Origin of the sequence: Methylobacterium hispanicum, from assembly GCF_022179285.1 — a bacterium.
Classification (GTDB): Bacteria; Pseudomonadota; Alphaproteobacteria; order Rhizobiales; family Beijerinckiaceae; genus Methylobacterium; species Methylobacterium hispanicum.
The window spans coordinates 1-20210 of the sequence record NZ_BPQO01000052.1 but is presented as its reverse complement, the minus strand read 5'-3'; the positions used below and the strand labels follow the sequence as shown (position 1 = coordinate 20210).

The window sequence follows — 20210 nt, the reverse complement described above, 5'->3', positions numbered from 1 at the left end:
CGACCCCAACAGCCTGTTCACCACCCAGGCCTTCCGGATGCGCAACCGCGACCTGATCTACGTCTCCAACGCACCCTACACCGAGCTCCAGAAGGTCCTCGGCGTCTTCTCAAGCGTCACGGGACCCGTCGCATCCGCGGCCGCGATCTACGCCTACGGCAAGTGAGGATCCGCATCCCTGTGGACGCCGCGTAACCCTCCTCGCATTCCCTCCTTGCCTTCGGGCCACGCTTCGTCGTTTCCTGCGGCGAGGCTCAAGGCCCGAGCCCGACCCGCATCGGGCGCCTTCGTGACGTCCGATGATCGGGAGCCGATTTCGTGGGCGCGGAAACGGTTCTAGAAGGGCCCCGATGAAGATCGGACGCGTCGCTCTCGGCCCCGGATTCCCGCGCGGGGCGAACCCCCTGCACCGGCTCGCTCCCGCCCGGCCCGGCCGTGCGGGCCTCCGCGCGCGTCTGCTCGCCCTCACCCTCGCCGTCTCCACCCTGCCGGCCGTTGCCCAGAACCGGACGACGAACGGTGCACCGGACGCGGTGACGATCGGTGTGGCCGTGCCGCGCTCGGGCGCCTACGTCGCGGTGGGCGAGCAGGTGCTGCGCGGCATCGAGGCGGCCGCGCGCGACGCCAACGCCCGGGGCGGTCTCGACGGGCGGCAGATCGTGCTCGACGTGCAGGACGATGCCTGCGACTCGAACACCGCGGTCGCGGTCGCCAACCACTTCGTCCGGCAGGAGGTCCGCCTCGTCGTCGGGCATGTCTGCTCGAACGCCTCGATCGCGGCCTCGGAGGTCTACGCCCAGAACGGCGCGCTGATGATCACCGCGGCCTCCGTCGCCGCCCGGCTCACCGACCGCGGCTTCCCGACGATCTTCCGGGTCTGCGGGCGCGACGACGACCAGGCCCGGCTCTCGGCCGCGGTGCTGGCCGAGCGTTTTCGCGATCGCAAGATCGCCCTGATCCAAGATACGACGCCGGCCTCGCGCAACCTCGCGGCGGCGACGAAGGACAACCTCAACCGCATCGGCACCAACGAGGCGCTCTCGGTCGCCTTCTCGCCGAGTGACGCCGACGACGCGGCGCTCGCCGACCGGCTGAAGGGAGCCGGGATCGAGGTGGTCTATTACGGCGGCGACGCCGTCGAGATGGGCCGACTCGTGAAGATCTCGGCCGAGCGGGGCTTCAGGCCGCAATGGTTCGGCACCTCGGCGATCGCCACGTCCGACTTCGCCAAGATCGCCGGCGCCGCCAGCAACGGCGTGCTGATGACCTTCTACCTCGACCCGAGCCGGCAGCCGGCCGCCGCCGAGGTTGTGAAGGCCTTCCGGGCCGAGGGCGGCGACCCGACCGGCTCGACGGTCTACGGCTACGCCGCCCTCCAGGCCCTGGTGGCGGCCGGCAACTTCGCGCACACGACCGATCCGAGGCGGCTCTCGGCGACGCTCCACGCCGAGCGGTTCGACCTCGTCCTCGGCACGGTCGGCTTCGACGCCAAGGGCGACGTCACGGCGCAGGGCTACGTGCTCTACGTCTGGAAGGACGGCGCCTTCACGCCCGCCGGGAAGTAGTCGCGTCAGAGTGCCAGCGCCGCGTCGATCTCCGGCCCGCGCCCGTGCTCGCGCAGCAGCTCCGCGAGGTGCGGGCGCACCCGCAGCTGCAGGGCGTGCAGGCGCCGCACGGCGGCGGTTAGCGCGCCGCCGCGCCCGAGAAGGTCGTCGGCGAAGCCTGTCATCCGGGTGTTCGGCCAAGCGGGCTCGCGCAGCGCGTGGAGCCGCGCCACCAGATCGTCGGCGCTCGCTTCGGGCTCCGCGCCCGCGAACAGGATCAGCAGAGCGGCCGTCGAGCGCGACAGCCCGTAATGGCAGTGCACGAGCAGGTGTCCGTCCGCTCCGTCGAGCCCGCGCCCGAACTCGAGGATCGCCTCGACGTCCCGGCGCTCGGGCGGCACCAGCCCGGCGCCCGGACCGAGGCAGTCGTGGAAGTGCAGCGTAGTGCGCCGATGCGCCCCGTAATCGGCGAAGGCCGTGGGCTCGGGCGTTCCCGGATCGAGCAGCGACAGGACGTGGCTGACCCCGCGCGTGCCGTGCTCGGCCAGCTCCTGCAGGCCGCAGACGGTGTGCAGGGTGATGGCGGCAACGGCGGGCGGTCTGTCGGTCTGGCTCATGGCTCGGGAGCTAGCACGGGCCCCGCCCGGTTTCGAGCGGTAGCTTCGAGTCCTGGCTTCGCCGTGCTAGGGGCGCGCCGTCGCGCGGATTCGGGCCTCGCGCGGGGATCGGATCGCGCCCCCGGCCCGTTCTGCTGCGGACGGACGATCGAGGTGCCATGACGACGAGCAGCAGCCCGACCCTGAAGAGACGCGCGCTCCTGGCGGCGGGGCTCGGCGCGGCGGGTCTCGGCGCCTCCGCGCGGGAGGCGGGCGCGCAGGCGATGCCGGAACTGCGCTGGCGCCTCTCCTCGGCCTACGCCAAGAACCTCGACATCCTGTTCGGCGCGGCCGAGACGCTCGGCCGGCTCGTCGGCGAGGCGACGGACGGGCGCTTCCAGATCCAGGCGGCGGGCCCCGGCGAGCCGGTGCCGCCCGAGGGCCTGATCGACGCGGTCGCCGCCGGCACGGTCGAGATGGGGCACGGCCCGGCCTCTCTGGGCGCGGGCAAGGACCCGGTCTTCGCGCTCGCCACCGCCATACCCTTCGGCCTCAACGCGCGGGGTCAGAACGCGTGGTGGAACGCGGGCGGGGCCGCGGACCTGTTCGGCGAGGTCTTCGCCAAGTACGGCCTCGTGGCGCTGCCCGGCGGCAATACGGGCGCGCAGATGGGCGGCTGGTTCCGCAAGGAGGTGAAGGGACTCGCCGACCTGCAGGGCCTGAAGTTCCGCATCGGCGGCCTGGGCGGACAGGTGCTGACGAAGTTCGGCGTGGTGCCGCAGCAGATCGCGGGGCCGGAGATCTACGCGGCGCTGGAGGCCAAGCGGATCGACGCCGCCGAGTGGATCGGCCCCTACGACGACGAGCGCCTCGGCCTGCAGAAGGTCGCGCCGATCTACCACTATCCGGGCTTCTGGGAGGGCGGCGCGATGCTCCACTTCTGGATCAACGCCGAGCGCTGGAAGAGCCTGCCGAAGACCTACCGGGCGATCCTGCAGGGGGCGGCCGCCCAGGTCGGCGCCGAGGTTCAGGCGCGCTACGACGCGCGCAACCCGCAGGCCCTGCGCCGCCTCGTCGCCGGCGGCGCGCAATTGCGCCCCTTCCCGCAGGACGTGATGGAGGCGGCGCTCAAGAACGCCAACGACGTCTACGGCGAGATGGCGGCCAAGAACGCGGATTTCCGCCGCGTCTACGAGGCGATGAAGACCTTCCGCAACGAGGCCTATCTCTGGTTCCAGGTGGCGGAATACACCTACGACAACTTCATGATCCGCGCCCGCGCCCGCGGCTGACGCGGCTGGGCATGGCCCAAGAAAAAAGGCCACTCCCGAGGGAGCGGCCCGAAGTCTAGGGAGGAAACGCCCAAAGAGGGCTGCGGGAGCGCGACGCCATCGCGATCCCGCGATGCACAATCTGCTCCCGCGTCGGCTGACTTTCAAGGGCATTGGGGCAGGAGCACTGTCGTTCATCGTGCGGTGCAACACATCGCGCGCGCCTGTGTCCCAAATGTCGCATGCCAGGGCGCGGTCGCGGTCGCGGGCGCTGCGCCGCCCTAGCTCTCGACCGAGGTTCGGCGGGAGTTTGCACGATGGCGATCCAGGGGCAGCGTGTCCGGGTGCTCAACGACGTCGAGCCCCGGCCCGAGGGCGCCTACGTCCTCTACCTGCTCCAGCAGGCCAACCGCGCCCACCACAACCCGGCCCTGGAACTCGCCATCGAGGAGGCGAACCGGCTCGGGCTGCCGGTGGTCGCCTGCTTCGGCCTGCTCGATGGGGCGAGCGGCTTTCCCGAGGCCAATGCCCGGCACTACGCCTTCCTGCTCCAGGGCTTGGCCGACGCGGCCGCGGGGCTGGAGCGGCGCGGGGTCGGCTTCGTCATGCGCAAGGCCTCCCCGGCCGCGGTCGCGATCGACCTCGCCCGCGAAGCCGCCCTGCTGGTCCTCGACCGCGGCTACCTCGCGATCCAGAGGGGCTGGTACGCCGAGATCGCGGAGGGCGTCGAGACCCGCATCGTGCAGGTCGAGGGCGACGTGGTGGTGCCGGTCGAGACGGCCTCCCCCAAGCACGAGCACGCGGCCCGCACGCTTCGGCCCAAGCTCCACCGGGTCTGGGACCAGTTCCTGGAGCCTCTCACCGCGCGCCGGGTGAAGCACCGTGCGGACGGGCTGAAGCTCCGCTCCGAGATCGACATCTCGGATCCCGACGCGGTGCTCGCCGGCATGACCCTCGACCGCTCCGTGCCGCCGGTGCAGCGCTTCCGCGGCGGCGAGACCGAGGCGCGGCGTCGCCTCAAGGCCTTCCTCTCCGAGGCCTTCGCTGGCTACGGGGCCGGGCGAAACCGGCCGGAGGCCGGCGCGGCCTCGCACATGAGCCCCTACCTGCATTTCGGCCAGATCTCGCCCGTCGAGATCGCGCTGGCCGTCCGGGGGGCGAAGGACGGCGATGCCGACGACCGCGCCTCGTACCTCGAGGAGGTGATCGTCCGCCGCGAACTCGCGATGAATCACGTCCACTACACCGCGCGCTACGATGCCTACGCGCAGGCCGTGCCCGAATGGGCCCGCAAGACCCTGGCCGAGCACGCCGACGACCCGCGCCCGCATCTCTACGACGAGAAGGATCTCGCCGCGGGCCGCACCCACGACCGCTACTGGAACGCCGCGCAGGCCGAGATGCGCGAGACCGGCTACATGCACAACCACCTGCGCATGTACTGGGGCAAGAAGATCCTCGAATGGTCCCCCTCCCCCGAGGAGGGCTTCGCCCGGACGCTCAGGCTCAACAACCGCTACTTCCTCGACGGGCGCGACGCGAACTCCTTCACCAACGTCGCCTGGGTCTACGGTCTGCACGACCGCCCCTGGGCGAAGCGCAAGGTCTTCGGCACCGTGCGCTACCAGAGCGAGAACTCGCTGCGGAAGTTCGACGCCAAGGCTTATCTGCGCACGGTCGCCGATCTCTGCGCCGCGGAGGGCCGGCCGCAGGACTTCTGAGGGCGGGGCCGGCCTTCTCCGCGACGGTTTCCGGTCCGACGCGACGCGGACCCATCCGGCGCTCCCCCCTTCCCGGCGGACGAGGGGAGGTCGCGTAGGGCCAAGCCTGCGCGTGCCGTCGTGGAGAGATCCGTCGGAGCCCCGGGCGCGGCACGGATCCCCTCGCCCGCACGGTAGCGGGAGCGCGGCGCGGTTCGTGCCCGATCCGATCCTCAGGAATGGCGCTTCAAACTATGCGTCTCGCCGAGGGGCCCGAAGTCGCGGATCCCGTCCTCCGACGGGGATCCTACGTCCGCCGCCGTGCCCGCGCTCGCCGCCGCCCCTCGGCCCTTGACGCCTGAGACGCTCCGGCTATCAGATATAGCATAAGCTATATCTGATAGCCGGAGCGGTGCGATGCGCGTGGGTATGGGGCAAGGCTCGGTTCTCGGAAAGGTGGCGCGCGGCCTCGCCCCCGTCCTGTCCTGCCTTCTCGCGGGCGCCCTGCCCGCCCCCGCCCAGGATCGGCCGACCGCCCGGGAGAACGCGGCACCCGCGGGCCTCGACAGCGAGCACCTGTTCGGCTTCGTCGAGGGCTCCGACATCGGCGTGCCGGGCGAGGTGGAGTTCGAGTTCGAGGCCACCGGGCGGTCCGGACGGGGCGGCGGCCGCTTCCGCGCGGTCGATGGCGGGCTTGTCCTGAAGATCCCGCTCGACGCCTCCTTCCGGATCGCGCCCGGCATCGGCTTCCACCGCTTCGCCGCCGCAGGCGTGCCGGGCCTCGCCGACCGCGGCACCGGCGGGCTGAGCGGCGCCTTCTTGGAGACGCGCCTGCGCCTCATCGACCGGCGGGAAGGCCCGTTCGGCCTCACCCTCAACGTCGTGCCGAGCGTCGGCCGGGTCGATACCGGTTCGGGGCTGCCGGCCGAGAGCTACGGGCTCGACGCCGCGCTGCTCGCCGATTGGGAGATCGTGCCGGGCAGCCTCGTGGCCGCCGTCAATCTCGGGTTCTCGCTCGCCGCGGCCCGGCTCGACGGCAGCGGCGAGCGCCTGCGCGGCTCCGGCCTCGAACTCGCGGGGGCGCTTGCCTACGAGGCCGGTCCCGGCCTGTTCGTCGGCGCCGAGGCCCGCTACGCGCAGGCCTTCGAGGGTCTGGGGCTCGACCGGTTCAGCGGACGGGCGGTCTATCTCGGACCCACCCTCTACGCCACGCTGACCCCGCAGGCCTGGGCCTCCTTCACCTGGAGCTTCCAGGTGGCGGGTTCCGCGGAGGGCGCCCCGCGCCCGCTAGACCTCACGAATTTCGACCGGCACCAGACCCGGCTGCGCTTCGGCCTGAGTTTCTGAGGCTTATCCCCGCCGCCGAGGCGTGGCCGGGCTGGCGGGTGCTCCGCGCCGGCCTATCGTGACCGGGGCCACTGGACCGAGGACATGCCGCGCCTGCGCTACCGATCCGCCCTGTCGCGCCTGCGCCGGGCCTCCGCCGACGCCTTCCCGATCTGGCGCGGACGGCTGATGTTCCTGCTCGGCGGCATCGGCGTCGGGCTTGCCGCGGTGCTCATGGCCAAGCTCGCCGACGGGGCGCAGGTGCTGTTCCGGCGGATCGCCGCGCCCTCCCCGCTGATCGCGCTCCTCCTGACGCCCGCCGGCTTCGCGCTCGCGGCGCTGCTCGCCCGCACCGTGTTCCCGAATTCGCAGGGCTCCGGCATCCCCCAGGTGATCGCCGCGCGCCACACCCGCGACCCGGGCCTGCGCCACGCCCTGATCTCGCTGCGGGTGGCGGCGGGCAAGATCGCCGTGATGAGCCTTGGCCTGCTCTGCGGCGCCTCCGCCGGCCGCGAGGGCCCGACCGTGCAGGTGGGCGCCGCGATCATGGCCGCCTTCGGCCGGCTGACGCCCGAGCGCTTGCCCGGCGTGATCCTGGCGGGCGGCGCGGCCGGTGTCGCGGCGGCCTTCAACACGCCGCTCGCCGGCATCGTCTTCGGCATCGAGGAGCTTGGACGGGCCTACGAGGCCCGCTCCTCGGGGCTCATCGTCGCCGGCATCGTCGCGGCGGGCCTCACCGCGCTCTGGCTCACCGGCAACTACACCTATTTCGGCACCGCACGCGCCGAACTGCCGTCCGGACAGGCTTGGCTCGTGGTCGCGGTCCTGGGTGCCCTCGGCGGGCTGGCGGGCGGCCTGTTCAGCCGCCTCGTCATCGCCTTCGCGCGGGGCCTGCCCGGCCGGGCCGGGCGCTGGATCGCCCGCCATCCGGTCGCCTTCGCGGGCCTCTGCGGCCTCGGCGTGGCCCTGTGCGGGCTCGCCTCGGGCGGGGTGGTCTACGGGACCGGTTACGAGGAGGCCCGCGCGATCCTGCATGGGGAGAGCGCGGCGCATCCCGACTTCGCCCCCCTGAAGTTCCTGGCGACCGTGCTCTCCTCGGTCAGCGGCATCCCGGGCGGCCTGTTCGCGCCCTCGCTCGCGGTCGGCGCCGGGATGGGGGGCGCGCTGCACGGTCTGTTCGCGGACGTGCCCGTCGGCGCCCTCGTGCTGATCGGGATGGTGGCCTACCTGACGGGCGTCCTGCAGGCGCCGATCACCAGCTTCGTCATCGTCACCGAGATGACCCAGGACCACGCCATGATGATCCCCCTGATGCTGGCGGCGCTGCTGGCGGACGCGGCCTCGAAGGCGGTCTGCCGCGGCGGCCTCTACCACACCCTGGCGGAGATCATCCTGGAGAAGGCGGAGGCCAGCGGGCCCGGCATGTCGCCGCCCGGCATATCGCGGCCCGGTTCCTGAGGCCCTCGGGGCCCTGCCCCCCGCGCCACGAGACTTCCGGGTCCATGAAGGCGGTGCCCGACCCTGGGGTCGGGCACCGCCTCGAAGTCGCGGCCTCGGGCCGACGGCAGGCGCTATGATCGGGACGGTGCGCGTGACGTCCTGCCCGCGGGCAGCCCCCCGTTTGTTCGAATGGTTTCAGGAGGTCGGGGAACCATAGCCAGCGCGGGCACTTCGCCGTAGCCTCGCGCGTTCCGTCCTGGCACATTGGCCGGGGCTGTTGCAGGCGCGCGACAGATGCGCCGGCCCCGCCGGGAGGCTTGAGTTCAGCCGTGACCACCCTGTACGTGAGCCACCCGTCCGCCCTCGACCACATCGTGCCCGAGGGCCATCCCGAGCGGCCGAGCCGGATCCGCGCCGTCGAGCGCGTGCTGGAGAACGAGCGCTTCGCCGGCCTCGTGCGGGTGCAGGCGCCCCGGGCCGAGCCTTCGGTCGCCGCGCTCGCCCATCCGGAAGCCTACGTCGAGGCGATCGTCGCCGCCGCGCCGAAGGAGGGGATGGTCGCGATCGACGGCGACACGGTGATGTCGCCCGGCACCCTGGAGTCGGTGCTCCGGGCCGTCGGCGGCGCCAACCACGCGGTCGACGCGGTGATGGCCAAGGAGTGCTCGAACGCCTTCGTGGCGATGCGCCCGCCCGGTCACCACGCCGAGCGCGAGCGGGCGATGGGCTTCTGCGTGTTCAACCAGGCGGCGATCGCGGCCCGCTACGCCCGCACGCATCACGGCGTCTCCCGCGTGGCGCTGGTCGATTGGGACGTGCACCACGGCAACGGCAGCCAGGACATCTTCTGGGACGACGGCACGGTGATGTACGCCTCGACGCACCAGATGCCGCTCTTCCCCGGCACGGGCGCGGCCTCCGAGCGGGGCGCGAAGGACACCATCGTCAACGTGCCGCTGCGGCCGAACGACGACGGCGCGGTGTTCCGCGAGGCCTTCGAGGCGATCGTGGCCCGGGTCGATGCCTTCCAGCCCGACCTGATCCTGGTCTCGGCGGGCTTCGACGCGCACCGGCTCGACCCGCTGGCGAACCTGCGCCTCGACGAGGCCGATTTCGGCTGGGCCACCCGGCGCCTCCTCGAACTCGCCGACCGCCACGCGGGCGGCCGCCTCGTCTCGATCCTGGAGGGCGGCTACAGCCTGGAGGGGCTCGGCAAGTCCGTCTACGAGCACGTGGACGCGCTGATGGGGCGGTGAGGTGAACCGTGACCGGCGTTGAAGCCGCCAGTCGCGAACCGTATCTCTTGCTATGGTGATCGTCTGGGACGAGCCGAAGCGGGTCGCCAACCTCGCCAAGCACGGCCTGGACTTTGCGACCTTCGAAGCGGGCTTCGATTTCGCCTCCGCGGTCGATCTAGGGGCGTCGAACAGCGCGCGGGGCAGGCCGCGCAAGCGGCTCGTCGGAGTTTTCGAGGGCAGGCTCGTCGTCGCGGCGATCCTGTCGCCCCTCGGATCGCAGGCTATCGCTCTGGTGAGCCTGCGGCCTGCGAGCCGTATCGAGAGGAGGCTCTATGCCGAAGCCAGACCTTGACCTGCCCCCTATCTCTGATGCCGAGGAGGCACGCATCCAGGCCGGGATCGCTGCCGATCCCGACAATCCTGAACTGACAGAGGCCGATTTCGCGCTGGCGCGACCTTTAGCCGAGACCCAGCCCGAGTTGCTGCGTAGGATCCTGCAGGCTCGGGAGCGAGCAGTCGCTCAGGAGAAGGTCAGCCTGAACATCGACCGGGACATCCTCGATCGGTTCCGCGCGACCGGCCTAGGATGGCAGGCGCGCCTGAACGCGGCGCTCCGACGCGCCGCCGAGGACCTGCCCGCGGCCTGAACTGGGCTCACCCCTCCAGCAGCTCGTCCCCGACCAGCTCGATGCCGAAGCCCGACAGGCCCACATAGGACCGCGAGGCGGTCGAGAGGTTGCGGATCGACACGACGCCGAGGTCGCGCAGGATCTGGGCGCCGAGGCCGACCTCGCGCCACTGGCGCACGCGCTGCGCCTCGGCGCCTTCCTCGGTCCCGCCCTCCGACACGCGCTGGAGCGGCACACCCGCTGTGCCGTCGCGCAGGTAGACCAGCACGCCGCGGCCCTCGCGGGCGAAGCGGGCCATCACCGCCTCGATCTGGCGGCCGCCCTCGATCACGTCGGCGACGACGTTCGAGCGGTGCAGACGCACCAGCATGTCGCGCCCGTCGCCGATCTCGCCGTGCACGAAGGCGAATTGCTGGATCGTCTCGAAGGGCGTGGTGTAGGCGTAGCCGGTCATCGGGCCGTGCTCGGTCCTGACCGGGAACTGGCCGACCCGCTCGACGAGCTTCTCGCGGGCCTGCCGGTAGGCGATCAGGTCCGCGACCGAGACTTGGCGGAGCTTGTGCGTCTCCGCGAAGGCCGTGATCTGCGGCCCCTTCATCACCGTGCCGTCGTCGTTGGCGAGCTCGCAGATCACGCCGACCGGCGGGAGCTTGGCGAGCCGGCAGAGATCGACCGCGGCCTCGGTGTGCCCTGAGCGCATCAGCACCCCGCCGTCGCGGGCGATCAAGGGGAAGACGTGGCCGGGGCGCACGAAATCGCCCGCGCCCATGTTGCCGTTGGCGAGCGCCCGGACCGTGTTGCAGCGCTGCTCGGCCGAGATGCCGGTGGTCAGCCCGTGCTTGACGTCGACCGTCACCGTGAAGGCGGTGCCGAGCGGCGCGTCGTTGGCCGCCACCATCGGGGCGAGGTGGAGGCGGCGCGCCTCCGCGAGCGTCACCGGCGCGCAGACGATGCCGCAGGTGTTGCGGATGATGAAGGCCATCTTCTCCGGCGTGCAGAGCGAGGCCGCGACGACGAGATCGCCCTCGTTCTCGCGGTCGTCGTCGTCGGTGACGACCACGATCTCGCCGCGGGCAAAGGCCTCGATGGCCTCGGTGACGGAGTGGTGGGGCACGGGACTTCTCGGGTTTCGTGCGGGCGATCGGCTCGGCCGAAGCTTCAGCCGACCTGCCCCCTGTGGCGCAGATAGTGGTCGGCGAGCACGCAGGCCATCATGGCCTCGGCCACCGGCACGGCGCGGATGCCGACGCAGGGGTCGTGGCGGCCCTTGGTGACGATCTCGGCGTCGCGGCCCTCGCGGGTGACGGTGCGGCGCGGCGTGAGGATCGAGGAGGTCGGCTTGACCGCGAAGCGGCAGACGATGGGCTGGCCCGTGGAGAGGCCGCCCAGGATCCCGCCCGCGTGGTTGGCGAGGAAGGCCGGGCCGGCGTTGCCCGCGCGCATCTCGTCGGCGTTGTCCTCGCCGCGGAGCGCCGCGCTCGCGAAGCCGTCGCCGATCTCGACGCCCTTGACGGCGTTGATCGACATCATGGCGGCGGCCAGATCCGCGTCGAGCTTGCCGTAGAGCGGCGCGCCGAGGCCCGGGGGCACGCCCTCGGCCACCACCTCGATCACCGCGCCGATGGATGACCCGTCCTTGCGGATGCCGTCGAGATAGGTCTCGTAGAGCTTGGCGGCTTGCGGATCGGGGCAGAAGAACGGGTTGCGGGCGACCTCCTCCCAGTCCCAGCGGGCGCGGTCGATCGCGTGCGGGCCCATCTGCACCAGGGCGGCGCGGATCGTGATCCCGGGGACGACCTTGCGGGCGATGGCGCCGGCGGCCACACGCGCGGCGGTCTCGCGCGCCGAGGAGCGCCCGCCGCCACGATAGTCGCGGATGCCGTACTTGGCCTCGTAGGTGTAGTCGGCGTGGCCCGGCCGGTAGCTGTCGCGGATCTCCGAATAATCCTTCGAGCGCTGGTCGGTGTTCTCGATCACCAGCGCGATCGGCGTGCCGGTGGTGAGCTGGCGCCCCCCCGTGCGATCGTCTCCGAAGACGCCCGAGAGGATCTTCACCGCGTCGGGCTCGCGCCGCTGCGTGGTGAAGCGCGACTGGCCGGGCTTGCGCCGGTCGAGCTCCGCCTGGATCTCGGCGGCCTCCAGCGGCAGGCCGGGCGGGCAACCGTCCACCACGCAGCCGAGCGCCACCCCGTGGCTCTCGCCGAAGGTGGTGACGCGGAACAGGTGGCCGAAGGTGTTGTGGGACATGGTGGCCGTGCTCTAGCGCGGCTTGGCGCGACCCACAAATCCGCCGACGACAGGGCCGACCCGCGCATCCGTCCGGACCGTGTCGCCGGACGCGGTGCGCGTTGTCCGCGACCGCCGTCTCTGGATTTCGCCGGCGCTCCGCGGCAGAGCGTCGGGCCGGGCGCTGAACCGGGTGAGCCGGCACGGTCCGACAGGGGGAGCTGACGCGATGGCGGTCCGGGACGTTCTGGCGGCGCTGCTCGTCGCCCTGCTGCTCGGCCTTGCCTTCGTGGCGATCAAGGTCGGCCTCGAGACCCTGCCGCCCCTGCTGCTCACGGCGCTCCGCTTCCTGTTCGCCGCGTTCCCGGCGGTCCTCTTCGTCCGGCCGCCCCGTGCACCGGCCCGCCTCGTGCTGGCCTTCGGCCTCTTCCACGGCGTCGCCCTGTTCGGGCTGATGTTCCTGGCCATCGCGCTCGGGATGCCGGCCGGCCTCTCCTCCCTGGTCGTCCAGGTCCAGGTGTTCTTCACGATCGGCCTCGCTTTCGCGCTCTTCCGCGAGCGGCCGGGCGGCCTGCAGGTCGTCGGCGGGGCGGTGGCCGCCTGCGGCGTCGCGATCATCGCGGCGTGGCAGGCGCAAAGCGCCGCCCTGCTGCCCCTCCTCATGGTCCTCGCCGCCGCCCTGGCCTGGGCGGCCGCGAACCTCGTCGTGAAGGCGGCCGGCGCCATCGACATGCTGGCCTTCATGGTCTGGGCGAGCCTTGCCGCGACGCCGCCGCTCCTTCTCCTGTCGCTGGTGTTCGAGGGGCCGGCGGCGGCGGCGCACGGGCTCGCGCGGGCCGATTGGCGCACGGGCGCCGTGATCCTGTTCATCGCCTATCCGGTGACGCTGCTCGCCTTCCCCCTGTGGAACCGCCTGCTCGCCCGCTACCCGGCCGCCACGGTGGCGCCCTTCGCGCTGCTCGTGCCTGTGGTCGGGATCGCGAGCACGAACTGGTTCCTCGGCGAGCCCTTCGAGCCGGCCGAGGCCGTGGGCGGTGGGCTGATTCTGACGGGCATCGCCCTCAACGTGCTCGCCGCCCGCCGGAAGCGGGCGCGCGGCGGCCGGGGCGAGCCGGCATCCGGCAGCGCGAGCCCCCCACGCGCCCTGAGCGCCCGGTAGGCGGCGATCCCCGTCGCGGGACGCGACGCTTGGCCCTTGTCCAAATGTAGCCTATAGGCTACATTTGCTCACGCTACAGATCCGGCGCACGGCGGTCTTCGCGAAGTGGATCGACAGCTTGCGCGACGCACGCGCGAAGGCTCGGATCGCATCGCGGATCGACCGGTTGGCCTTGGGCAATCCGGGCGACGTCAAGCCGGTCGGCGAGGGTGTGAGCGAGCTGCGCATCGATCACGGCCCGGGCTACCGCGTCTATTTCGTGCGCCGTGGCGAGACACTGGTCGTCCTGCTCTGCGGTGGCGACAAGGCGGGCCAGGACGGCGACATCGCGCGGGCAAGGGCGATCGCGGCAACCCTATGAGGGCACCATGACCGAGACCAAGCCCTACGACTCGGCCGAGCATCTCGATTCCGACGAGGCCATCGCCGAGTATCTCGCCGCCGCCATCGAGGAGGGCGATGCGGCCCTGTTCCGCCACGCGCTCGGCGTCGTGGCCCGAGCCCGCGGCATGACCCAGATCGCCCGCGAGGCCGGGCTCTCGCGCGAGAGCCTGTATCGAGCCCTGTCCGACGAGGGGAACCCGAGCCTCGACACGGCCCTGCGCGTGCTGGGCGCTCTCAACATCCGCCTCACCGCGACGGTCGCGCCCGGCTGACGGGCGGCCAGGTCAGCCCACCGCCAGCCCCCCACGCGCCCTGAGCGCCCGGTAGGCGGCCACGCCCGCGGCGAGATCCGCGATCAGCCGCCGCTCGTCGCCGAGATCGGCGAGGTCGTAGCTGAGGCCCAGGATGTGGGCGCCCTCGTAGCCCTCGGGCAACGCGCCCGCGCTGCCGAGCGCGATCGCACGGACGGGCAGCCGGTCGGCGAAGTCGCCGAGCCGCTCACGCAGCGCGTCGCCGCTCGCGCGGAGGTAGTCCCCGGCGCGCGGGCCGTGCTCGCGGATCGCCGCCACCGTGCCCTGCGCCAGCGAGAGGTGCACCCGCTCGCGGTGGGCCGGGAATAGGTAGACGAGGTAGTAGCCCCGCGTCGCGCTGGTTGTGATGGCGGGGTCGAAGGCTGCGAGCCAGGGCACGGCGGCCCAGCGCGTGCCGCGCCCGGGGCTGCCCTTCACCAGGAACGGGCCGTCGATGCCGGCGAGCGCCCGGCGCAGCTCGTCCGGCGCGCCCTTTCGGATCACCGCCGCGAGCGGGTGCCCGGCCGGCGGGTCGAGCCGGGCGAGCGGATACTCCTCCACAATGCGCCGCAGGGCGTAGCCGAGGCTCACGGCCGCGACAGCACCCCGCCGGAGATCGGCTCGCGCACGCCGGTGGTCGCCGGGAAGGTGATCGGCAGGCCCTGCATCGAGCGCACCGCCAGGTAGGCGAAGGCCTGCGCCTCCAGATAGGCCGAGGACCAGCCGATCGCGTCCGCGGTCATGATCTCGGCGCGCAGGTGGTAGTTGAGGAGCCGCACCAGCTCGCCGTTGCGGGCACCCCCGCCCGCCACGATCCAGCGGGTCGGGATCTCGGGGGCGTGGTCGAGCGCGCGGGCGACCGCGCGGGCCGTGAAGGCGGTCAGCGTCGCGGCGCCGTCCTCGGTCGAGAGCTGGCCCGCGAGCTTGTGCGAGAACCAGTTCCGGTCGAGCGATTTCGGCGGCCTGCGGAAGAAGAACGGGTGGGTGAGGAGCCAGGCCAGCAGCTGCTCGTCGGGCCGTCCGCGGGCGGCGGTGCGGCCCCCGTCGTCGAGGTTCTTGCCCTCGCGCTCCTGCATCCACTCGTCGATGAGGGAGTTGCCCGGCCCGGTGTCGAAGGCGATCACGCCACCCTTGGAATCGACCAGCGTCGCGTTCGCCACCCCGCCGATGTTGAGGATGCCGAAGGGCCCTTCCATGCCGGCGGCTTCCGCCAGCGCCTTGTGGAACACCGGCACCAGCGGCGCCCCCTGCCCGCCCGCCTCGATGTCGGCCCGGCGCAGGTCCGACACCACCGCGATGCCGAGGCGGGAGGCGAGCGCCGGCCCGTCGCCGATCTGGATCGAGATGCGGTGGTCGGGCCGGTGGATCACGGTCTGGCCGTGGAAGCCGATCACGTCGATGTCGGCGGGCTGGAGGCCGTTGTCGGCGAGAAACTGCTCGACCGCCTCCGCGTGCGCCCGGGTGACGAAGCCTTCCGCCTCCGGCAGGCGGCCCGGCCGGTCGTCGGGCCGCACCACGCTCTCGGCGTCCTTCGTGGCAGCGCGCAGCAGCGCCTTCTCGTCCTCGCCGTAGCCGCGGTAGCCGGTGGGGCCGAGCGGCGCCAGGAAGTTGTTGTGGCCGCGCTCGACCCGGATCGTCTCGCCGTCCGTCTCGATCAGGGCGATGTCGACACCGTCCAGCGAGGTGCCGCTCATCAGGCCGATCGCGCGCATCATCGCCATGCCGGACTCCCCCGTGCCTTTCCGGGAGCGCCCTGCTAAGAGCCGCCCCGAACCCACCTCATGCCGGCCGAGCTAGCACGCGGGCGAGAGCCTGTCGCCCGGCCGCCCCTCCGGGACTTCCCATGACGCCTGAGAGCTTCGCCCCGAAATCCGACTTCCTGCGGGTCCTGATCGAGCGCGGCTACGTCCACCAGGGCTCGGACCTCGCCGGCATCGACCAGGCGGCGCTCGACGGGCGGCTGACGGCTTACGTCGGCTACGACTGCACGGCGGCCTCGCTGCATGTCGGCCACCTCCTGTCGATCATGATGCTGCACTGGCTGCAGAAGACGGGCGGCAAGCCGATCGCGCTGATGGGCGGCGGCACCACCCGCGTCGGCGATCCCTCGGGCCGCGACGAGTCGCGCAAGATCCTGACGCTGGAGCAGATCGAGGAGAACAAGGCGGGCATCCAGAAGACATTCGCGCGCTTCCTGGCATTCGGCGAGTCGGGCAACGACGCCCGCATGGTCGACAACGCCGAGTGGCTGACCAAGCTCAACTACATCGAGATGCTGCGCGACATCGGACGGCACTTCTCGGTCAACCGCATGATGTCGATGGACAGCGTGCGCATGCGCCTGGAGCGCGACCAGGAACTCTCGTTCCTGGAATTCAACTACATGATCCTGCAATCCTACGACTTCGTGGAGCTGAACCGGCGCTACGGCTGCATCCTGCAGATGGGCGGATCGGACCAGTGGGGCAACATCGTCAACGGCATCGATCTCGGGCGCCGGCTCGGCACGCCCCAGCTCTACGGCATCACCTGCCCGCTCCTGACCACGGCGTCGGGCGCCAAGATGGGCAAGACCGCCGCCGGCGCCGTGTGGCTCGATGCCGGAATGCTCTCGCCTTACGACTACTGGCAGTTCTGGCGGAACACCGAGGACGCCGACGTCGAGCGCTTCCTGAAGCTGTTCACGCTGCTGCCGCTGCCCGAGATCGCGGAGCTCGCCGGGCGCGGGGGGGCGGCGATCAACGAGGCCAAGCGCGTGCTCGCCACCGAGGCCACCGCCCTGATGCACGGGCGCGAGGCGGCGGACACGGCCGCCGAGACCGCGCGCAAGACCTTCGTGGAGGGGGCGCTCGCCGCGGATCTCCCGAGCGTCGCGGTGCCGCGCGCGACGCTGGAGGCCGGTCTCGGCGTGCTCACGGCCTTCGGGCCGGAGCATGCCCGGCTCGTGCCCTCGACCAGCGAGGCGCGGCGCCAGATCAAGGGCGGCGGCCTCAAGGTCAACGACGTGGCCGTCGCCGACGAGCGGGCAGTGCTCACCCTCTCCGACCTGACCCCGGAGGGCGTGATCAAGCTCTCCTTCGGGCGCAAGCGCCACGTGCTGCTCAAGGCCGAGTGATCCGGGTTCTGGAAAAGCCGGCCGCCCGTGCGGCCAAGCCACGGACAAGCGGGCGGTCTTCCGGCATAGTCCGGAGATCAGACCGGCCCGCGGCCGGAACCGTGACGGAGATCCCACGTGACCCTTCGAGCCCGACACGTCCTGGCCGCCGGCCTCCTCGCCCTGGGATGCGCCGGCCCCGCGACGGCGCAGCCGGTGATCTACTACGCGCCCGACGCGCCGACCGTGCTGCAGACCGACCGGGCCGGCCGGGTGATCGTGCCGCCGACGCGCCCCGACCTCGCGATGCCGCCGGTGCCGGTGCCGCAGGTGATGAACGGCGGCGGCTTCGGCCTGACCGGGTTCGACTACTACAACGACGAGTTCAGCGAGAGCCGGTTCGGCGCGCGCAAGCACCCGAAGGTCTTCGTGCTGGCGCCTGCCCCGATCGATCCGGCCTGGCGCTACTGAGAGATCCCGATCTCAGGGCCCTGCCCTGAGGACTCGCCAGAGGGCCGGCGGCCCTCTGGACGCCCTGTCGATCGAGGAAACCTGTCTCAGCGGCTCTTCTGGTAGAGCTTGCTCGCGATCTCGAAGATCTCCTGCGGCGCGTAGTCCGGCGCGAAGGCGCCGTAATTGCCGTCGAGCTCCGGGATCTTGCCGCCCTCCGGCGGCCCGTCCACGATCTCGAGGTTGCCCGGCGGATCGCCCGGCAGCGCCACCTCGTCGTTCGACCAGACGCCCGCCATCTCAGGGTAGTCCGGGGAGCCGAAGGTGTAGAGCCGGCGGTGCGAGCCCTCCTGCAGGTACTTCTGGCACTCGGGGATCTTGTCGAGCACGATGTTCGGGGTCGGCAGCATCTTCTCGATCTCGACGCCGGTGAGCTTCTTCAGCGCCAGCGCGTAGGCGTGGGCGTGGACCGAGCCGCGCACCAGGAGGTAGCCGCAGACCTCGCGGCCGGTCGGGTCCTTCAGGGTCTCGTAGACGCGCAACTTGTGCAGGCGGGCGCCGCACTCGAGATGGAAGTTGTGCAAGAGGTCGATGATCAGGTTGCCCGAGGTCGTCACCATGTCGGCGTTCCACGACTGGGCGTTGGAATTGACCGGCGTGGCGCCGCCCCCTTGCGAGAAGAAGGCGCCGGCAAGCCGCACGTCCTGCATCTCGTGGAACGGCGCCTTCGAGACGTCGACGTTCTCGGTGTCGTCGCCCGGGCCGTTGTTGAGCATGGCAACGCCGGTCGAGACCAGCTCGACGTGGCCGAGCTCCTCGGTGAAGATGCTCGACACGAGGCTGTAGAATGGACGCAACTTCGACTTGTTGCGGAAGTTGAAACTCTGGAACATGTAGTTCCCGAGCGTGGACATCTCGCCGTACTTGCCGCCCAGCAACTCCTGCAGGGCCGCGGCGGCGTTGGGATCGGGGCGCTTCGGCGTGGGAAGTTCGGCCTGGAGACGGTCGAGCCGCATGAACATGGGTTAAGCCCTCCGGATCGGCACTGAGATGCCGGAAGGGCTACCGTGGGGCTCGGGTGATGTTCCTGATTCGCGGCCAACTTGTCCGGCCGCGAGTCCGTTTGCCGCAGGCGCGTCCGATCCCGCCCGCTCAGGCCCGCAGGGCCGCATCCAGATCCTCGATCAGGTCGGCGGGATCCTCCAGGCCGATCGAGAGGCGCACCACCTCGGGCCCGGCGCCGGCCGCGCTCTTCTGCGCGTCGGTGAGCTGGCGGTGGGTGGTCGAGGCCGGGTGGATCACCAGCGAGCGCGTGTCCCCGATATTGGCCAGATGCGAGAAGAGCTGCAGGTTCGAGACGAGCTTCACGCCCGCCTCGTAGCCGCCCTTCAGGCCGAGCGTGAAGACCGCGCCCGCTCCCTTGGGCGTGTAGCGTTGCGCCAGCGCGTGGTAGCGGTCCTCGGGCAGGCCCGGATAGCTGACCCAGGCCACCGCCTCGTGCCGCGCCAGGAAGGTCGCGACCTCGAGCGCGTTGTCGCAGTGGCGCCGCATCCGCAGCGGCAGGGTCTCGATGCCGTTGAGGATCAGGAAGGCGTTGAAGGGCGAGAGCGCCGGCCCGAGGTCGCGCAGGCCGAGCACCCGCACCGCGATGGCGAAGCCAAAATTCCCGAAGGTCTCGGAGAGCACCATGCCGGCATATTCCGGCCGCGGCTGGCTCAGCATGGGGTAGCGCGCGTCGCCGGCCCAGTTGAACGTGCCGCCGTCCACGATCAGCCCGCCGATCGAGTTGCCGTGGCCGCCGAGGAACTTGGTGGCCGAGTGCACCACGATGTCGGCGCCGTGCTCGAAGGGCCGGATCAGGTACGGGGTCGCCATGGTGTTGTCGACCACGAGCGGGATGTTGTGGCGCCGGGCAACCGCCGACAGCGCGGCGATGTCGGTGATGACGCCGCCCGGATTGGCGATGGATTCACAGAAGATCGCCTTGGTGCGGGGCGTGATCGCCGCCTCGAAGGAGGCCGGGTCGTCGGCATCCGCCCAGGCGACCTCCCAGCCGAAGCTCTTGTAGCTGTGGTTGAACTGGTTGATCGAGCCGCCGTAGAGCTTGTTGGCCGCCACGAACTGGTCGCCCGGCTGCATCAGGGCGTGCATGGTCAGGAACTCGGCGGCGTGGCCCGAGGCGACCGCGACCGCCGCGGTGCCGCCCTCGAGCGCGGCGATGCGCTCCTCCAGCACGGCGTTCGTCGGGTTGGTGATGCGCGAGTAGATGTTGCCGAAGGCCTGCAGCCCGAACAGCGAGGCGGCGTGGTCCACGTCCTCGAACACGAAGCTCGCGGTCTGGTAGATCGGCGTCGCGCGCGCGCCGGTCGTCGCGTCCGGCGCGGCGCCCGCGTGGATCGCCAGGGTTTCGAAGCCGGGCTGCCGGTCGCTCATCGCAAGGTCTCCTGAGGCCCGAAGAGGCGTGTTGCCCTGCCGTGTACGCCCGGGCGGGAGGGCGGGGCAAGGCTCGGACGCGTCCGGCGCACCGATGCGCGGGGCAGGCTCGCGTCGCCGATGTTGCGTTGCGAAGGCCCCGCACCTATCGGTGCGACCGGATTCCCCGATCGCTGCCGGCCGAACAGGGCCGAGCCGCCGCGAGACGCCCAGATGACCGCCGACCAGCTCTCCGAGAAGCTCTCCCTGCCCAAGGACCGGATCCGCGTCCTGCTGTTGGAGGGGATCAACGACAGCGCGGTCGCGCTGATGCAGGCGTCGGGCTACACGAACCTGGTGCGTCTGCCGAAGGCGCTCGACCGCGAGGCGCTGCACGCGGCGCTGCGCGGCGTGCACATCCTGGGCATCCGCTCGCGCACCCAGCTCGACG

General features: G+C 71.6%; 20 protein-coding genes and 2 pseudogenes. 15 read left to right on the top strand and 7 right to left on the bottom strand.

The features are described 5' to 3' along the window. Together MFF56_RS30960 and MFF56_RS30955 are read left to right on the top strand one after the other, a co-directional pair. A pseudogene (locus tag MFF56_RS30960) lies at nucleotides 1-166 on the top strand (polysaccharide biosynthesis/export family protein); the annotation flags it as partial. A gap of 184 nt (nucleotides 167-350) precedes the next feature. Continuing rightward, nucleotides 351-1565 carry a branched-chain amino acid ABC transporter substrate-binding protein gene (locus MFF56_RS30955; protein ID WP_082773384.1) on the top strand — a complete coding sequence of 405 codons (1215 nt, stop codon included), beginning with the start codon at nucleotides 351-353 and terminating at the stop codon, nucleotides 1563-1565. A gap of 5 nt (nucleotides 1566-1570) precedes the next feature. Here MFF56_RS30955 and MFF56_RS30950 read toward each other — a convergent pair whose 3' ends face one another. Then, on the bottom strand, nucleotides 1571-2161 hold the full coding sequence (locus MFF56_RS30950) for a tyrosine phosphatase family protein (RefSeq protein ID WP_066927782.1): 591 nt from the start codon (nucleotides 2159-2161) through the stop codon (nucleotides 1571-1573). Between the two features lie 158 nt (nucleotides 2162-2319). Between MFF56_RS30950 and MFF56_RS30945 the strand changes: the two genes are divergently transcribed. The 7 genes from MFF56_RS30945 (at nucleotide 2320) to MFF56_RS30915 (ending at nucleotide 9762) form a co-directional block, all read left to right on the top strand. Further along, nucleotides 2320-3432 (top strand): TRAP transporter substrate-binding protein, encoded by a 1113-nt coding sequence (locus MFF56_RS30945; protein ID WP_066927784.1) that lies wholly within the window; start codon nucleotides 2320-2322, stop codon nucleotides 3430-3432. Nucleotides 3433-3728: 296 nt separating this feature from the next. Next, entirely contained in the window at nucleotides 3729-5132 is a 1404-nt protein-coding gene (locus MFF56_RS30940) for a deoxyribodipyrimidine photo-lyase (protein ID WP_066927786.1), read from the top strand. 396 nt (nucleotides 5133-5528) lie between these two features. Next, nucleotides 5529-6458, top strand: a complete 930-nt coding sequence (locus MFF56_RS30935) for a DUF6662 family protein (RefSeq protein ID WP_238232115.1) — start codon at nucleotides 5529-5531, stop codon at nucleotides 6456-6458. Between the two features lie 84 nt (nucleotides 6459-6542). Beyond that, entirely contained in the window at nucleotides 6543-7895 is a 1353-nt protein-coding gene (locus MFF56_RS30930) for a chloride channel protein (RefSeq protein ID WP_066927790.1), read from the top strand. A 311-nt stretch (nucleotides 7896-8206) separates the two neighbouring features. Then, nucleotides 8207-9133, top strand: coding sequence for a histone deacetylase family protein (locus MFF56_RS30925; RefSeq protein WP_066927792.1), 927 nt, complete (start codon nucleotides 8207-8209; stop codon nucleotides 9131-9133). Nucleotides 9134-9185: 52 nt separating this feature from the next. Next, nucleotides 9186-9467 carry a BrnT family toxin gene (locus MFF56_RS30920; protein ID WP_066927795.1) on the top strand — a complete coding sequence of 94 codons (282 nt, stop codon included), beginning with the start codon at nucleotides 9186-9188 and terminating at the stop codon, nucleotides 9465-9467. Beyond that, a complete protein-coding gene (locus tag MFF56_RS30915; RefSeq protein WP_066927797.1) occupies nucleotides 9448-9762 on the top strand; it encodes a BrnA antitoxin family protein in 315 nt (104 codons plus the stop codon). The genes MFF56_RS30920 and MFF56_RS30915 overlap by 20 nt, the downstream gene beginning before the upstream one ends. A 7-nt stretch (nucleotides 9763-9769) precedes the next feature. On the opposite strand, the gene ribB is transcribed toward MFF56_RS30915, so the two are convergent. Then, nucleotides 9770-10858, bottom strand: coding sequence for a 3,4-dihydroxy-2-butanone-4-phosphate synthase (gene ribB / locus MFF56_RS30910; protein WP_066927798.1), 1089 nt, complete (start codon nucleotides 10856-10858; stop codon nucleotides 9770-9772). 44 nt (nucleotides 10859-10902) lie between these two features. Next, nucleotides 10903-11991: a chorismate synthase gene (gene aroC / locus MFF56_RS30905; protein ID WP_066927800.1), complete on the bottom strand. Its 1089-nt coding sequence runs from the start codon at nucleotides 11989-11991 to the stop codon at nucleotides 10903-10905. A 208-nt stretch (nucleotides 11992-12199) separates the two neighbouring features. Between aroC and MFF56_RS30900 the strand changes: the two genes are divergently transcribed. The 3 genes from MFF56_RS30900 (at nucleotide 12200) to MFF56_RS30890 (ending at nucleotide 13785) form a co-directional block, all read left to right on the top strand. Further along, nucleotides 12200-13129: an EamA family transporter gene (locus tag MFF56_RS30900; RefSeq protein ID WP_238232113.1), complete on the top strand. Its 930-nt coding sequence runs from the start codon at nucleotides 12200-12202 to the stop codon at nucleotides 13127-13129. A 64-nt stretch (nucleotides 13130-13193) separates the two neighbouring features. Then, nucleotides 13194-13490, top strand: a complete 297-nt coding sequence (locus tag MFF56_RS30895; RefSeq protein ID WP_066927501.1) for a type II toxin-antitoxin system RelE/ParE family toxin — start codon at nucleotides 13194-13196, stop codon at nucleotides 13488-13490. 7 nt (nucleotides 13491-13497) lie between these two features. After that, nucleotides 13498-13785 carry an addiction module antidote protein gene (locus MFF56_RS30890; RefSeq protein WP_066927499.1) on the top strand — a complete coding sequence of 96 codons (288 nt, stop codon included), beginning with the start codon at nucleotides 13498-13500 and terminating at the stop codon, nucleotides 13783-13785. Between the two features lie 12 nt (nucleotides 13786-13797). Here MFF56_RS30890 and MFF56_RS30885 read toward each other — a convergent pair whose 3' ends face one another. Beyond that, on the bottom strand, nucleotides 13798-14394 hold the full coding sequence (locus MFF56_RS30885; RefSeq protein WP_238232111.1) for a DUF3578 domain-containing protein: 597 nt from the start codon (nucleotides 14392-14394) through the stop codon (nucleotides 13798-13800). Next, on the bottom strand, nucleotides 14391-15524 hold the full coding sequence (locus tag MFF56_RS30880) for an anhydro-N-acetylmuramic acid kinase (protein ID WP_082773371.1): 1134 nt from the start codon (nucleotides 15522-15524) through the stop codon (nucleotides 14391-14393). Before MFF56_RS30880 ends, MFF56_RS30885 begins: the two co-directional genes overlap by 4 nt. A 122-nt stretch (nucleotides 15525-15646) precedes the next feature. Between MFF56_RS30880 and tyrS the strand changes: the two genes are divergently transcribed. Both tyrS and MFF56_RS30870 read left to right on the top strand, forming a co-directional pair. Then, nucleotides 15647-16918 (top strand): tyrosine--tRNA ligase, encoded by a 1272-nt coding sequence (gene tyrS / locus MFF56_RS30875; protein WP_066927496.1) that lies wholly within the window; start codon nucleotides 15647-15649, stop codon nucleotides 16916-16918. 117 nt (nucleotides 16919-17035) lie between these two features. Next, nucleotides 17036-17368: a hypothetical protein gene (locus MFF56_RS30870; protein ID WP_066927494.1), complete on the top strand. Its 333-nt coding sequence runs from the start codon at nucleotides 17036-17038 to the stop codon at nucleotides 17366-17368. 86 nt (nucleotides 17369-17454) lie between these two features. Here MFF56_RS30870 and MFF56_RS30865 read toward each other — a convergent pair whose 3' ends face one another. Together MFF56_RS30865 and MFF56_RS30860 are read right to left on the bottom strand one after the other, a co-directional pair. Continuing rightward, nucleotides 17455-18369, bottom strand: a complete 915-nt coding sequence (locus tag MFF56_RS30865) for a manganese catalase family protein (protein WP_238232109.1) — start codon at nucleotides 18367-18369, stop codon at nucleotides 17455-17457. A 130-nt stretch (nucleotides 18370-18499) separates the two neighbouring features. After that, nucleotides 18500-19780 (bottom strand): O-acetylhomoserine aminocarboxypropyltransferase, encoded by a 1281-nt coding sequence (locus tag MFF56_RS30860; RefSeq protein WP_066928115.1) that lies wholly within the window; start codon nucleotides 19778-19780, stop codon nucleotides 18500-18502. Between the two features lie 213 nt (nucleotides 19781-19993). Here MFF56_RS30860 and MFF56_RS30855 point away from each other — a divergent pair. Continuing rightward, a pseudogene (locus MFF56_RS30855) lies at nucleotides 19994-20210 on the top strand (phosphoglycerate dehydrogenase); the annotation flags it as partial.

Bases quoted from the DNA above. Each gene is read 5' to 3' on its own strand.
- MFF56_RS30955 (WP_082773384.1), top strand. From the start codon at position 351: ATGAAGATCGGACGCGTCGCTCTCGGCCCCGGATTCCCGCGCGGGGCG.
- MFF56_RS30950 (WP_066927782.1), bottom strand. From the start codon at position 2,161: ATGAGCCAGACCGACAGACCGCCCGCCGTTGCCGCCATCACCCTGCAC.
- MFF56_RS30945 (WP_066927784.1), top strand. From the start codon at position 2,320: ATGACGACGAGCAGCAGCCCGACCCTGAAGAGACGCGCGCTCCTGGCG.
- MFF56_RS30940 (WP_066927786.1), top strand. From the start codon at position 3,729: ATGGCGATCCAGGGGCAGCGTGTCCGGGTGCTCAACGACGTCGAGCCC.
- MFF56_RS30935 (WP_238232115.1), top strand. From the start codon at position 5,529: ATGCGCGTGGGTATGGGGCAAGGCTCGGTTCTCGGAAAGGTGGCGCGC.
- MFF56_RS30930 (WP_066927790.1), top strand. From the start codon at position 6,543: ATGCCGCGCCTGCGCTACCGATCCGCCCTGTCGCGCCTGCGCCGGGCC.
- MFF56_RS30920 (WP_066927795.1), top strand. From the start codon at position 9,186: ATGGTGATCGTCTGGGACGAGCCGAAGCGGGTCGCCAACCTCGCCAAG.
- MFF56_RS30915 (WP_066927797.1), top strand. From the start codon at position 9,448: ATGCCGAAGCCAGACCTTGACCTGCCCCCTATCTCTGATGCCGAGGAG.
- aroC (WP_066927800.1), bottom strand. From the start codon at position 11,991: ATGTCCCACAACACCTTCGGCCACCTGTTCCGCGTCACCACCTTCGGC.
- MFF56_RS30900 (WP_238232113.1), top strand. From the start codon at position 12,200: ATGGCGGTCCGGGACGTTCTGGCGGCGCTGCTCGTCGCCCTGCTGCTC.
- MFF56_RS30890 (WP_066927499.1), top strand. From the start codon at position 13,498: ATGACCGAGACCAAGCCCTACGACTCGGCCGAGCATCTCGATTCCGAC.
- MFF56_RS30880 (WP_082773371.1), bottom strand. From the start codon at position 15,524: ATGGCGATGATGCGCGCGATCGGCCTGATGAGCGGCACCTCGCTGGAC.
- tyrS (WP_066927496.1), top strand. From the start codon at position 15,647: ATGACGCCTGAGAGCTTCGCCCCGAAATCCGACTTCCTGCGGGTCCTG.
- MFF56_RS30865 (WP_238232109.1), bottom strand. From the start codon at position 18,369: ATGTTCATGCGGCTCGACCGTCTCCAGGCCGAACTTCCCACGCCGAAG.
- MFF56_RS30860 (WP_066928115.1), bottom strand. From the start codon at position 19,780: ATGAGCGACCGGCAGCCCGGCTTCGAAACCCTGGCGATCCACGCGGGC.